The following is a 12391-nucleotide window of genomic DNA, read 5'->3' as shown; positions in this document are numbered from 1 at the left end:
CATGAACTCCTCATCCAAAGTTCCGCCACGCTTCGTCCCCACCCTGACCGAGGTGGTTCAGCCCGAAGCTGCCGCGCTCGAAGACACTGCGGACAGCGCTCAGTCGGCGTCGCCGGAGCAGTCTCACGGAGCTGTGCAGCAGGTGCTAGGCCCGCGGACGCTGGGAGACAGCGTTGTCCCTCTGGCGAGGCCGTCGTTTCACACCTCATGGCTGGCGGATGGTCTCTACGGCCGTGGCCGGCCTGCAGGTATTCCGCATCAGTTGCCCCCTTTGCCGGAATCCTTGCCGCCGCAGCAGTCATTTGCGCAGAGCATGGCTGGGCAGGTGGAGCCTGAGACTGAGTTGGTAACTGCCGAACTCGTGGAGGCATTTCCGCTTGCAGACCAGGCGGAGCAGCCATCCGTTACGGACGCTGGCCAACCCCAGGATGAAGAACTTCAACCCGGGCCTGAGGTACTCGATGAGGAAGCTGCCGAGCCACTCGTCCAAGCACAAGATGTGGAGCAGGCTGTTGAACCCGCCCCGGTCTTTGGGGCAGTCGGCCTGCAGCAGGCACTGGATGAGCACGGTGCCGTGGTGGCCGAAGAATATCTGGTCCACCGGCTCATGCAACGAGTGGACCTTGTGCTGGAGCACAAGCTCAAGGAAGCAATAGCTCAGGTTGTGGAAGCACAGACCCGATCCATGGTGCTTCGTCTTCGTGAAGAAGTGGAGACCGTGGTGCGTCAATCGGTCTACGAAGCCGTGGAGGCCGAGCTGGCGCAGCAAGCCCAAGCCCGGCAGTAGTCGGCCGAGCTCTCGCGGTTAGCGGTTAGCGGTTCAAACGCAGTGGGCCGCTGAAAACTTCAGGATTCAGAATGTTGCTGGGCTGGCCGTCGGCAAAGTTCACAACGTTCTCAAATGCAGCACGGAAATACAGCTCATAGCTGTCCTGCTCCACGTAGCCGATATGGGGCGTGCAGATGCAGTTCTCCAGTCTGAGCAGGGCATGGCCTTGCAAGATTGGCTCGCTCTCGAATACATCGATCGCTGCCAGGCCCGGGCGGCCACGGTTCAAGGCACAGAGCAATGCTTCGGGCTCCACCAGTTCGGCGCGCGAGGTATTGACGAACAAGGCTGTCGGTTTCATCCGTGCCAGATCCTGTGCAGTCACAATGCCGCGCGTCGCATCGTGCAGGCGCAGATGCAGCGACAGAACATCGCATTGCTCGAAAAAGACTTCCTTGGACGGGGCGCTCAGATAACCATCGGCCTCGGCCTTGCGGCGCGAGGTTTCGCTGCCCCAGACACAGACCTGCATGCCAAAGGCCTTGCCATAGCCCGCCACCAGTTGCCCGATGCGGCCGTAGCCCCAGATACCCAGCATGCGCCCGCGCAGCACGCTGCCCAGTCCGAAGTTGGGCGGCATGGAGGCCGCCTTGAGACCGGACTGCTGCCATGCACCATGTTTGAGATTGGAGATGTACTGCGGTAGACGGCGCATGGCCGACATGATCAGAGACCAGGTCAGCTCTGCCGGCGCAATGGGAGAGCCCACGCCCTCTGCAATCGCCACGCCACGTTCGGTGCAAGCCTGCACATCGATATGGGCGCCAGCCTTGCCCGTCTGGGCAATCAGCTTGAGCCGGGGCAGTTTATCGAGCAACTGGCGCGAGATCTGGGTGCGTTCGCGAATCAGGACGATGACATCCGCGTCGCGCAGTCGAACCGAGAGCTGACCCACGCCCTTGATGGTGTTGGTATAGACCTTTGCGTTGAAGGCATCGAGCAGCTTGGCGCAATCGAGCTTGCGAACCGCGTCTTGGTAATCGTCCAGGATAACGATGTTCACCACTGGAATCCTTAAATAAGTGGCTGAGTTTATTGAATGAAATTCAATGCGATCAAAGGCTTAGGATTGCTTCTGTGAAAACTTACGCCAAATCGACGCCACCAGATTCCCTACGCGCACCCTACACACTCCAGAGCTTAGCGTAGGTTTGGCGCAGGTTTTGAAAGCTACGCTGGCCCAAGGAGGTTGCATCTATCTTGATGCCCATGCCGCAAAAGCTCTGTCCGCTGGGAATGCTATTGTGATCCAAGGTTGTCCAGGGTTGCGACTGGAGGCTGTTGCGTCAGCTAAAAGTTGGGTTTATAGGTATAAGTCCCTGGTAGACGGGCGTATGAGACAGGTCAGGTTCGGGACTTGGCCGAGTACCTGTTTCACCGATGCATCCAGGCCCCTCCAGAGGATGTGAGGGGCGCTATTTCGGGTTATGTGATTCCCGGTGCGGCTGGCATCTATAACTGCCACAAATATGACGCCGAGAAGCAGCAATGGTTGTAGCCAGTCTGGCACTGGGGCTCGAGGCCGTTGTTCAAGCAGATGCTGTGTGACTGCGGAGAGGCTTTTTGGGCGCCGGTGTGCTCCGGCGACTGCAATCGGGACAAAGAGTGCTTGTTCGCCCAGTCGTCAAGATCGCTAACCAGCCAGCGTCCCGCGCTGATTTGCCGAGGCTGAGGCAGGTCGTCTTGCCGTACAAGGCGCTCAAAGGTCTTCCCGGACAGGCCCGGCAGTTGGGCAGCGACTTCTTTGGCGATGATTTGGGGAGCGAATGCCTCGGAGGTACATCCTTGATTCAGTCATGAAAAGCCCGCTCAAAGGTGGGGCCGAGGCGAGTGCTGCGGGTGGGGTGATCGCGAGTTGCTGCTTCTTGACGGACTCGTGACGAACCAGGGAAACCGATGTGTTTTGGAGGAGATTTGCAGGGTTCTCGGCACAATTGTTAACATTCGGGTGTTTATCAGTCCACTTATCAAATGGACTCCACCTTCTGAGTCTCAGAGCATGGGTCACCACAATTGCGTTGCCGCGTGAATGAGCTTTTCTGATCCGCCAATTCATGCCTAGCAATTTGCAGCTGTACTTGTTGGTCGCGCCGGTATGCATAACGGCACTGGGCGCACTCATGGCTTTTTGCTGGCTTGCACAGCGCCGCTCCGTGTTTCTGCTCTCGACGGCTTGTGGGTTGACACTTACGGGGCTTGCCTTGGGTTGGCAATGCTTGACACCTCACGGACAACTGGTTCGGTGGGCTGTTTACACCGGGCCCATTTATCTGCTTGGTGCCTGGCTCTGTACCTGGGGCGTTGCTCAAAAGTTTTCCGTCTCCTCATATCCCAAGATCTCGGCCCTGGTATCGATCATCGTGGTTGCTGCTCTTTACGAGTACAGCATCGTGCAGGACAACATTGCTGCACGTGTGCTCTGGCTGAACACAGGGCTTGGCGTCATTCACTTCATACCGTTTCCTGCCATCGCGCTAAAAAAAGTCAGACGTGACGGGCTGGAGAAGCTGCTTTACCGGTCCTACGGGGCCTTTGCGATCTATACAGTGCTCAGGCCCATCATGGTGCTGTTTCTTGGATTCACTGAGCTCCAGGACATGCTCAGCTCCATTTACTGGTTGGTCACCATGCTGGGCTCGCTATTGTTCAGCCTGGTGTTCTCGGGCCTCATGCTCATCGTTTCGATGAGGGATGCAATGGCCACACTCAGAGACGAACGCAATCACGACATGCTGACTGGCGTGTTGAATCGTCGCGGCTTCTGGGAGTTTGCAGACCCGCTGGCCCGGGATCGAAAAGCGCAGCCGCTTTCCATCGTGGTGGCGGATCTGGATCACTTCAAGCGGGTCAACGACAACTGGGGGCACGAGTATGGCGACGGAGTACTCAAGGCCGTCGCGGAAGTCATACAGGCAAGTGTCCGTGGTACCGACCTGGTGGCTCGCTTTGGAGGCGAAGAATTTGTGCTGTTGTTGACCCATGCCGACATTGAGACTGCACAACGTGTGGCGCAGCGTATTCGTGCCGGAGCGGTCGAGATCATTGCGCCATTGCCCGATGGTCAGCGCGTGACCTTGAGCATGGGTATCGTTGTCAGCCCATTCGGCAGCGATCTGCGCGAAGCCGTAATGAGGGCTGACCAGCAACTCTACAAGGCCAAGGAGCTTGGGCGCGATCAGGTCGTCGTGCATGGACCCGGGGACGTCGCGGCAGCGGCGTGAGATACAGGATGCACTCAGCTCTTCTTGCTGAAGAGTGACGGCCGCTCGGCGGATTGCGCTGCGTCACGCATAAATGGTGGCACGGACAGTACAAGCAAAAGAGCGGCCAGCGGAACCACGCAGATGAAGCCGATATGCTTGAAGCCCAGCGCACCGGTAATGCCGCCCAGCACAAACATCAAGATCAGCCCTGCGGACACCTTCATACGGCGCCAGCCATGCCTAACCAGGGGTGATAGTTGCAGGTCGGCGTTGGCGTGGCGCTTCCAGAAGAACATCTTGCCCAGTTCCATGCCCAGATCCGTGAAATTGCCGGTCATGTGCGTGGTGCGAGTGCTGCCGCCGGATGTCTTGGAACCCACGGCATTCTGCAGACCCATCATGAAGGACAGCAGCAGCACGGTCAGCGGCACTGCGAAGGGCGTATTCCATGTCAAGGTGACTGTGCCCATCAGGCCGAAGGCAATCAGCATGACGGCCTCCAGCATCAGCGGCAGGGCATAGACGCTGTACAGATGGCGTTTGCGCCCCCAGTTCACCAGCAACGCGCAGACGGCCGCGCCCGTTGTAAAGGCGATGATGGCACCAAGCGCATTCAGCAGCAGCTTGGCGTTCTCAAGCACCAGGCCGTCAGCCAGTTGAGAGGCAAAGCCCGTCATGTGCGAGGTATACATCCGCAGCACAAGAAAGCCGCCAGCGTTGACCGCGCCCGCGTTAAAGGCCAGCAGCAGACCCAGGGCGATATTGGTGGACGGTGTGCGATGCCGGTTGGTGAGATGGCGAAGTCTGCGCATCAAGGATTCCACTGACAAAAGTGCACCCATGACGGGGTGCATCAATGCTGACAAATTGGTTTGTCAGCGACCATGCAGGAGTCATTGTGGGCCAACTTGGATACGTGAGCTGCCTGGTGCGGATGGCATTGGCCAGCGAATTCACCGGCTTACGTCAGCAATGCCATGGGGTGGTCTGCCGGTATGGTGTGTTCAAAGCTGATGTCTGGGTAGCTGCGGCCTTCCACATGAACGCGGTCTCGGCCAGCATTTTTGGCGCTATACAGCAACTGGTCGGCTTGCCTCAGTGCACCTTCAAGCTGGTCGGCATTGCTGATTGAAGTGATGCCAAAGCTCAGCGTCAGGGCTGGCCCTTTCGGCAATAGCTCCTGGTCATTTCTCAACTCCAGGCCAATGCGCTTGGCGACTTGCTCGGCACCTAGCAAATCGATCTTTGTCAGCAGAACCATAAACTCTTCACCGCCGAAGCGTGCAACCAGATCGTTGCTGCGCACATTGTGCTGCATCGCTTTGGCGACAAGCTGCAAGACCGCGTCACCTTTGTCGTGCCCCCAGTTGTCGTTGATGCGTTTGAAATGATCAATATCGCTGGCCAGAAGCGCCATGGGATACAGGCGCTGGTCGGCCAGGCGATGCTGTGCGGCTTCACTGAATGCGCGGCGATTCAGTATCTGGGTCAAAGCATCCAGGTCGCGTTCAGTGCGCAGTTGACGGACTGTGTCCCTGATGGTGACTGCACAGACTAAAACCGTGAAGAGCAATGCAAAAAGCAAAATACTCATCAGCGTTGTCAGCCAATAGGTTGAGTTGGCATCCATGGCATCGGCGAGACCGTTATGCGCGAAAGTTGCGACCAGCGTCGGGCGCAGCATGGTAAAGACGGCATAAGACAGATAGGACCACAGCAAAATCCTATCCAGCCAGTCGTTGGTGAGGCCTCGTTTGAGAACTGCCGGCACTGGCAGCAAGAGCATCAGAGCTACGCCTATACCGAATGTGTGCAGCCGACCCACCTGGTTCTGTGCCACATTGGCAAAATAGTAGAGCGAGGCCAGCGTCGCGGCACACAAGACAAATGCTGCAAGCGGATATGTGGGTACGCACCGACGCTCTGAAAAGCTCTTGGTAAAACACCAAGCTCCCGCCAGAAACAGTGCGTTGACGAGAACCACATAATGATTGAGGACTTCAAACTTCAGCACGCTGCGAATGCTGATAGACATTGCGGTTAGCAGGAAAGAGGCGCACAGCCAGAGTAGAAAGCGTTGCTTGGGCTGGGTCGCCCAGCACACTCCCAGCAGACCGGCCAGAAAGAGCAGGGACAGAGATGGCATCAACACAAAGATGTGGTCGTTGCTCGTATGCATACACACAGCCCTTCTGCTAGTGATCACCAACAGACAGGCCAGACTGGCCATATCTCTAGTCAAATCTAAATGCCAAGGCGGCCATTAATGTGTCAGCCGCTCATCTTCCGGATCAGAAATTAACAACTTCTTGCGATTTCTGACAGTTCACTTTTCCTCTTTTGGAGGTGAAATAATTAAAAGTGACATTGGCTGACAGAGTGTCGCCAGCATCGTCGGTGCCAACCCTTAGCCCATATGTATGAAGGAAACGAGAAATTGATGTGAGTCAGGATTTTTTGCGGCTCCATGAAAAAGGCGGAATTTGCTACATTGAGTCCATGAAAAAAGCACTTGGAACCACCAGCGCAGTACTTTCTGCACTGGCCATCAGCGGTTGCGCCCAGCCTCAGTCCGCTGCGCCTGTGATCGGCATGGCCAACCCCGCATCGGTGTACTGTGCCAAGCTGGGCGGCAAGACCCGCATCGAGAAGACCACTGCCGGAGAGCGCGGCATCTGCGTGCTGCCCAACGGCACAGAAATCGACGAGTGGGAGTTGTTCCGCCGCGACCACCCTGCAAAGTAACCGAGCCGTAGTCCTAACATCAGCGGGCTCAAGTGCTAGTAGGTTCTTGGTGCGCGGTGGGTGGCTCGGGCATGTACCTCGCTGAGGCCAAGAGGTCGGCGCGACCCATCGCGCCTCCGTGAATGGCAGACAAAAAAACCATACGGCGCAGGCAGGGTGGGCAGGGGCTGGACAGTTCAGCCAGCTTTACCAATGGGTAAGGCGTTGGCTGTGCCCAAAACAGTCAGCATCGCGCCGTCTTGGGTCTGCGCAAAGAAGTCATGCCGCTCTTGCTGCAGCTGCATTCGATCTGCTGGCTGTATGCAAATCTGAAAAATCTGTGCGAACTTGTGGCACTTTAGATGGGCCGCGTAGGCACCCTGTATGTCAAAGCATGCTTTTTGCTGCCAGCCGTGGATTGGACGGCGCAGACGGTGCCGTGCCGCATGCAGCAATTGGTAACTGATAAGTGCTCCTGGCAATGCCATGCGAATGACGTAGTGATAAGTTTTTTTAGCTGTCCTTCGGCTCACCAGCTATACCTGAAGAATTCCTTGGGGGCTTGAGGTGCAGCTCTTATGAAGGAGAAAATCATGGCCACTCCAGTCAGCGTTGAGAAGCTAGAAGTCAGGTCACACAGCGAGCCCGATGAACTTCGCACACCTAGCAAAACTCGCGTGGAGCTCGTAAAGCTTCAGGGCTACACGATTGGACGGTTCAACTTTGAGCCCGGATGGCGCTGGTCCGAATGCATCAAGCCCGTGGTGAAGACCGAATACTGCCAACTCTCGCATGTGGGGCACGTCGTTTCGGGAAAGCTCACCGTTCAAATGCAGGACGGCTCTCAGAAAATGCTCAGCGCAGGGGAGTCCTACGCCATCCCACCTGGTCACGATGCCTGGGTCGAAGGGACTGAACCCTTTGTCGGCCTTGAGGTGCTGAGTGCAGAGGTCTACGCAAAACCTGCCGAGTAACGTTCGCGCAAGTGCTTGCGGGCTTGCCATAGCAGATTGAGGTAGCGGTATTACATGCCAACCACTTGGCAAAAATGCCTGCTAGGTCTGGAACCTTGCGGGCTTCTGTCTGCTTGGCGGGCGCTTCCGAGCTTCTGAATTGGCGATTGCGTTGCGCCTGCCCTATCTGCATTTGAAAGTGTGCTGCTACTGATGGCATCGTCTGGGTTGAACTAGCAGCCTTGCTTTCCATAGCAGGCAGCAGCCGGCTGTGTTGGCTGTCGCGGTGCTGTAGTTGTTGCCGTACGGTGTCGATGGGGCATGGGCTGTTCGCGGGGGCAGCGGGGCGGTAGATCAGGGCTTTTCGCGCAGGCACTGGACGGTGTGGGCGTCCAGCCACTCGGCGTGCATGCCTGGGCAGGCGAACTCGTCGCGCACGGATTTGGTGAGGGTGGTGGGTTCGTCTGCCTGGGCGTTGGGGGTGGCAAGCCACAGTACGCCCATGAAGATGGCGGCGACGAGGATCAGGGACTCGATGATCTTTTCCATGATATTTCTCCGGTCTGGCGCTTGTCAGGAAAACGCCTGTGGCTATCAAAAGCGATGAGATTGACCGTTTACAGCGGCCAGGCTTGCGGGGTGGTGGCAATGACGACGGCCACGCCGATGAGGCAAAAGATCCCCAGGAGGCAGAGGCCCCATTGCGCGGCGGTCAGTAGCTTTGTTCCAAGGCCGGGGCGATCAAGAGCAGGACTGTCAGGAGCAGCGCGAGCAGGGCGGTGGGGATGTGTGGCCATTTCACAGGCCTCCCTTCTCGCGCAGGCGCTGCACGAGGTTTTCATCAACGGGTTGAGGAACGGTGCTGTACAGCATGGAGTCTCCTTTTGGCGAGAAGCAGGCCCGCTGGATGGGCGGGGGCGGATAAAAAAGACCAGCGCTCTTGAGAGCAGGTGAAACCAACAAAGGTATGGAGTGAACGCGCTTCGCGCTCTGGCGCAGCAAGCTGTTGCTTTGAATTTTACTGTTATTTTTATCAGTGCTGTTCATTTGTACAGTAGTTTAAATTTCCCTTGTACAGCGCGTCAACAGACATCGACCTCATGTGTTGCGTGGCCGCACTGAGCGTCTACCGGCAAAGAAAAAGCCCACCAGCGTTGGCTGGTGGGCTTGCGTGTAAAGGCCGATGCCTTGCGGCGTGCCTGGGGAAGCAGAGGGAGGGTAGAGAACCTCAGGCTCGGCAGAAAGCAATGGATATCATCACCATCTGGTGTGACCGCTCAGACCGCAGCTCACGGCTTGTGCACTACGGTATTGGAAAAGCGTATTTCAGGCCTCGATTTTGAGCAATACCTTGTACCAGGAACCATCACACCAGATGGCCCCGCTTGACCCTGCGGGGAGAGGTCGCGCTTAAGGCCCGCGGGGCCAGGAGGCTACATTTGAAAATCTCCGCGCAAAAAAAAGCCGACCGCGAGGTGGGCTGAACTCCAACTGGTTGGCGGCCGGCGCCGACCGGCCTGCGGTTCTTCTTGAGTTTGGGCACTAGCGCATGTGTGGTTGCGTGCCGGGGTTAGACAAAGGGCACACCGTAGTGGTCATAAACACGGCGGCCGTAGTCGTCGGTGTATTCGGGCAATGTGCCTCCCTCGTAGCGAGGGGCGTTTTCAAGCCGTTCCTTGGTGACGGAAACCACGTACCCGCCTTGGCTGGGTTCGTATTTGAGGCTATCCCACGGCAGTGGGTAGAGATCTGAGCCGATGCCCAGGAAACCGCCAAACTGCATCACTGCATATCGAATCTTGCCGGTGAGCTTGTCGATCATCAGTGAGTCGATAGCTCCCAGTTTGTCGCCGTTGGGGTTGTAGACGTTGGTGCCGTTGACACGATCGGATGAGATGACAGGTGAGGCTGGTTGCATTCCTGCTCCTTTCTTTGCGTGGTACAGAACAACGCTGGCAAGGTGGGCCAGCGCTGAGGCGCTCACTTTCACTGCTGGGGCATTTTGTGCTGCTGCCCAGGCTGCTGTTGCTGAGCAGGGGTCTTCTGCTGTCCTGGGGTTTGCTGTTGCTGCTGGCCGGGTTGGCTGGTGCTCTGGCCTGGTTGGCGTTGCCCAGGGTTTTGCTGCTGCTGTTGCTGCTTGTCCTGTTGGCTGGGGCTGTGCTGCTGGTTCGCCTGTTGCGTCATGTCCTTCACTCCTTCAGGTAGGTGACCAGCAAACCGGGTTGGCTTGCTGTGGATGCATGGTCGCCGAGTCATGGAAAACCCTTCTGTAGGAGAACGTGGCGCAACGCTGAATTTTGTGAATTCACGGCCATTACGTAGCATTTGGTTTACGTTTGAGGCGGAACTCTCGATATTCCTCACAGTATTCATCCGGACGCGCAGCAGGATGTGGTGGGTTCCGGGCTCATTCAGGATTGCGGTCGCTGCCTCCCCGATGCAAGTCGCTCCAACCGCAGTACCCTGAACCGGGTCCACCGGCCGGCCTTATGCCTTGGTGAAGGGCGTTGCCGTGATTCCGCCAGTCTTGCCGTTTTGCCCTTGTCCGCATTCGACAGGCCCATTGGCTTTTTCCAGAGCTAGCCGTTTTGATAGCTTCCGGCGTTTGACGGATAAGCGCTGGAGGCCTATCTGACCTAAATGCCTGGATGCGGAGAAAAGCCCCTGCAACCACTGGTTGGCAGGGGCTGTTTTGTTCAGGCCAGGCAGTTCAGGTCGTAGCCCACCATGAAGAGTGAAGCTTCCATGGCGCGCATGCGATCGGGCTGGCCTGAAAACAGGCTGGGGGTCTTGCGCAGGGTCTCGGCCATTACCCAGGCCAGCCGCACCTTGGCGCCAGCCCAGCGCTGGGGCGTGCTTTGGCTGGTGTAGAGCAGGGTGCCCGGCGAGGGTGGCTGGTCAAACAGGCAAGCCAGTTTGTGCTGGGGCTTCTGGCTGCCGCCGGCCAGCGGGAAACTCAGCGTATCGGGCAGGTGGGGCCTGCCGCTGCTGCGGCGCCAGAACTCCACCAGTGCAGCCGCTGCGGCGCTGACCCGTGAGTCATAGATGGGCAAGCCTTCGGCCGAATAAAAGGCGTGTACCTTGGTGAGCATGGAGTTCATGAGCCGCACTGTCGGAAAGCCGGTGCGCAGGCTGGCCGAGCCAAGCGCCATTTCCTGGTGGGTCTGGGCGATGTAGTGGCTGATGTTAGTGCCAAGGCCCACAAGAAAGGGCCGCGCACCTTCTTTGGGGTTGCGCTCGCCGCCCCAGTCCAGCACATCGCTACAGGCGGCCAGGGTGGCTGTCGCATCGTTGGCCTGCACGGCAGCGCGCAGCTTGGCAGAAAGAGCGCTTGTCTTGATGCACGACTCGGCCCAGTCGCCCGTTGCCAGGCCAGTCGCTCGCCAGCGGTAGTGGCGAGGTACCAGATCGGCAAAACGGGTGGTGGCCATCAAGCCCTTGGGGACGTAGCTGGAAGAGCGAATGTTCAACTGAATCCGTCGCTGGGGGAGTGTGGCTGCAAGCCAGTCGGTAAAGCCAATGACTTCGGGCTGTTGCAGAAATTCGGTGCGGTTCATTGATGCCTTGTGGCCTGTCGGATTTCTTGTTTTGGTCAGTTGGTGCTGCTTTGACATTGTCGCCCGGCGTGGGCGGTTGACGGAGCAAGGAAAGGCAGGCTGCAGCAATGAGTGCGCACGCCCCTGGTTTGTCCTGTGGTGGTGTTTCGAGCGCGATTTCAGGCTCTGACTCTCCGGTGGTCGAGGTGACTCCATGCGCTGAAACGGAGAGAGATCGCGCACCAGGTAATCCAGTGCTATAGAGGGCCTGGTGCAGCCTGGTTCGCCCGCAGCGATTGCCATCGCCTATGCCATTGCTGCATGCGGCGTTGCAGCCGCAGGTCTGACGGGCTGGGTGTTGGCTATCCGCTGGTGGTTATCAGAACCTGAACGTCGCACCGACGATCGGGCCGCTCTGGCTGAAGTCCAGTCGCTTGCCGTCGTCACGGTAGTCCACGCTCAGGTGGCGGTAGCCCACGGACACAAAGATGTTTTCCTTGACTTGGTAGTTCACCGAGCCGTGCACCTGCCAGGTGAACTTCGAGCCCACATCCAGCCCACCCATATCGGCATACACCAAGGTGGACCAGCGCGGCGCAATATCGTAGCGCCAGCGTGCGGCGACCACTGGGTCGACGAACGAGGTGTTGGACTGCGCCGAACCTACCCCTGGCACACTCACTTCGGCCTTGATCTGCCATAGGCGCAGGCCCGCCATCAGGTCAACGCTCGACTGCGGACTCAGCATCCAGTTGTGCCCGCCGGTCATCGTCAACGAGGTCTGGCGAATCTTGGCATTTGCGCTCAGGCCTAAGGGTAGGGCAGCCTTGTCCGATGTAGCGGCGTAGCTGAAGTCGCCCTGCAGCACATATTGCCCCTTGCGTGCCGTGCCGTTCACAAAGGCTGCAGCGTCCAGCTCCTCCAGAATGTCCGAGAACGATTTGTTCACGCTCACCGTTGGCGCTCCTCTGAACGGGCGGACGCTGCCGTCCAGCCCCGTCATCCATACATAGGGCGTGAGCTGAAAGCGCCATGCATCGGCTGCCGTCTTGTCCTGTGCCCAGGCCGGCGTGCCTGCCAGCAGGCTCGCGGCCAGCGCTGCCGTTGCCATGCCCGGAGTGGTGTTGATGTACTGGGTCATTTGTC

Annotated in this window: 13 protein-coding genes and 1 pseudogene; 6 read left to right on the top strand and 8 right to left on the bottom strand. The window is 58.1% G+C overall.

The features are described from left to right. The first annotated feature begins 1 nt into the window (after position 1). The gene (locus tag AAIL66_RS15325; protein WP_343497129.1) at positions 2 to 787 is read left to right on the top strand and encodes a hypothetical protein; all 786 of its coding nucleotides are present in this window, start codon (positions 2 to 4) and stop codon (positions 785 to 787) included. A gap of 25 nt (positions 788 to 812) precedes the next feature. Here the strand turns inward: AAIL66_RS15325 and AAIL66_RS15320 are convergent, their stop codons facing one another. After that, a complete protein-coding gene (locus AAIL66_RS15320; protein WP_034358613.1) occupies positions 813 to 1832 on the bottom strand; it encodes a D-2-hydroxyacid dehydrogenase family protein in 1020 nt (339 codons plus the stop codon). A 190-nt stretch (positions 1833 to 2022) separates the two neighbouring features. Here AAIL66_RS15320 and AAIL66_RS15315 point away from each other — a divergent pair. Then, a pseudogene (locus AAIL66_RS15315) lies at positions 2023 to 2196 on the top strand (alpha/beta hydrolase); the annotation flags it as partial. Positions 2197 to 2883: 687 nt separating this feature from the next. Next, positions 2884 to 4050: a GGDEF domain-containing protein gene (locus tag AAIL66_RS15310; protein WP_034358315.1), complete on the top strand. Its 1167-nt coding sequence runs from the start codon at positions 2884 to 2886 to the stop codon at positions 4048 to 4050. Between the two features lie 14 nt (positions 4051 to 4064). On the opposite strand, the gene AAIL66_RS15305 is transcribed toward AAIL66_RS15310, so the two are convergent. Beyond that, entirely contained in the window at positions 4065 to 4844 is a 780-nt protein-coding gene (locus AAIL66_RS15305; RefSeq protein ID WP_343497128.1) for a YoaK family protein, read from the bottom strand. 149 nt (positions 4845 to 4993) lie between these two features. Beyond that, entirely contained in the window at positions 4994 to 6211 is a 1218-nt protein-coding gene (locus tag AAIL66_RS15300; protein WP_343497127.1) for a GGDEF domain-containing protein, read from the bottom strand. Between the two features lie 320 nt (positions 6212 to 6531). Here AAIL66_RS15300 and AAIL66_RS15295 point away from each other — a divergent pair, with 320 nt between their 5' ends. Both AAIL66_RS15295 and AAIL66_RS15290 read left to right on the top strand, forming a co-directional pair. After that, positions 6532 to 6777, top strand: a complete 246-nt coding sequence (locus AAIL66_RS15295) for a DUF333 domain-containing protein (protein ID WP_034377602.1) — start codon at positions 6532 to 6534, stop codon at positions 6775 to 6777. Positions 6778 to 7349: 572 nt separating this feature from the next. After that, the gene (locus tag AAIL66_RS15290; protein ID WP_034358610.1) at positions 7350 to 7730 is read left to right on the top strand and encodes a cupin domain-containing protein; all 381 of its coding nucleotides are present in this window, start codon (positions 7350 to 7352) and stop codon (positions 7728 to 7730) included. A 333-nt stretch (positions 7731 to 8063) separates the two neighbouring features. Here the strand turns inward: AAIL66_RS15290 and AAIL66_RS15285 are convergent, their stop codons facing one another. From AAIL66_RS15285 to AAIL66_RS15275, 3 genes are all read right to left on the bottom strand, one after another. Further along, on the bottom strand, positions 8064 to 8258 hold the full coding sequence (locus AAIL66_RS15285; RefSeq protein ID WP_003053971.1) for a hypothetical protein: 195 nt from the start codon (positions 8256 to 8258) through the stop codon (positions 8064 to 8066). Between the two features lie 249 nt (positions 8259 to 8507). Beyond that, positions 8508 to 8756 carry a hypothetical protein gene (locus AAIL66_RS15280; protein ID WP_343497126.1) on the bottom strand — a complete coding sequence of 83 codons (249 nt, stop codon included), beginning with the start codon at positions 8754 to 8756 and terminating at the stop codon, positions 8508 to 8510. 523 nt (positions 8757 to 9279) lie between these two features. After that, positions 9280 to 9627 carry a PRC-barrel domain-containing protein gene (locus tag AAIL66_RS15275; RefSeq protein ID WP_012838823.1) on the bottom strand — a complete coding sequence of 116 codons (348 nt, stop codon included), beginning with the start codon at positions 9625 to 9627 and terminating at the stop codon, positions 9280 to 9282. On the opposite strand from AAIL66_RS15275, the gene AAIL66_RS15270 reads away from it, so the two are divergent. After that, entirely contained in the window at positions 9612 to 9914 is a 303-nt protein-coding gene (locus AAIL66_RS15270) for a hypothetical protein (RefSeq protein WP_198528664.1), read from the top strand. The two genes, AAIL66_RS15275 and AAIL66_RS15270, sit on opposite strands and share 16 nt — an antisense overlap. Before the next feature lie 491 nt (positions 9915 to 10405). Here AAIL66_RS15270 and AAIL66_RS15265 read toward each other — a convergent pair whose 3' ends face one another. Then, on the bottom strand, positions 10406 to 11266 hold the full coding sequence (locus AAIL66_RS15265; RefSeq protein ID WP_343497125.1) for a hypothetical protein: 861 nt from the start codon (positions 11264 to 11266) through the stop codon (positions 10406 to 10408). Between the two features lie 358 nt (positions 11267 to 11624). Then, the gene (locus AAIL66_RS15260; protein ID WP_034358301.1) at positions 11625 to 12386 is read right to left on the bottom strand and encodes a YfaZ family outer membrane protein; all 762 of its coding nucleotides are present in this window, start codon (positions 12384 to 12386) and stop codon (positions 11625 to 11627) included. Positions 12387 to 12391 lie beyond the last annotated feature (5 nt).

The sequence above is a fragment of the Comamonas sp. F1-6 genome, from assembly GCF_039581415.1.
In the GTDB taxonomy this organism is placed as follows: domain Bacteria; phylum Pseudomonadota; class Gammaproteobacteria; order Burkholderiales; family Burkholderiaceae_C; genus Comamonas; species Comamonas thiooxydans.
The sequence above is the reverse complement of the archived record's forward strand: the minus strand, read 5'-3'. Positions and strand labels throughout refer to the sequence as shown.

Coding starts and splice junctions, on each gene's coding strand:
- AAIL66_RS15325 (WP_343497129.1), top strand. CDS start 2: ATGAACTCCTCATCCAAAGTTCCGCCACGCTTCGTCCCCACCCTGACC.
- AAIL66_RS15285 (WP_003053971.1), bottom strand. CDS start 8,258: ATGGAAAAGATCATCGAGTCCCTGATCCTCGTCGCCGCCATCTTCATG.
- AAIL66_RS15290 (WP_034358610.1), top strand. CDS start 7,350: ATGGCCACTCCAGTCAGCGTTGAGAAGCTAGAAGTCAGGTCACACAGC.
- AAIL66_RS15265 (WP_343497125.1), bottom strand. CDS start 11,266: ATGAACCGCACCGAATTTCTGCAACAGCCCGAAGTCATTGGCTTTACC.
- AAIL66_RS15275 (WP_012838823.1), bottom strand. CDS start 9,627: ATGCAACCAGCCTCACCTGTCATCTCATCCGATCGTGTCAACGGCACC.
- AAIL66_RS15260 (WP_034358301.1), bottom strand. CDS start 12,386: ATGACCCAGTACATCAACACCACTCCGGGCATGGCAACGGCAGCGCTG.
- AAIL66_RS15310 (WP_034358315.1), top strand. CDS start 2,884: ATGCCTAGCAATTTGCAGCTGTACTTGTTGGTCGCGCCGGTATGCATA.
- AAIL66_RS15305 (WP_343497128.1), bottom strand. CDS start 4,844: ATGCGCAGACTTCGCCATCTCACCAACCGGCATCGCACACCGTCCACC.
- AAIL66_RS15280 (WP_343497126.1), bottom strand. CDS start 8,756: ATGAACAGCACTGATAAAAATAACAGTAAAATTCAAAGCAACAGCTTG.
- AAIL66_RS15295 (WP_034377602.1), top strand. CDS start 6,532: ATGAAAAAAGCACTTGGAACCACCAGCGCAGTACTTTCTGCACTGGCC.
- AAIL66_RS15300 (WP_343497127.1), bottom strand. CDS start 6,211: ATGCATACGAGCAACGACCACATCTTTGTGTTGATGCCATCTCTGTCC.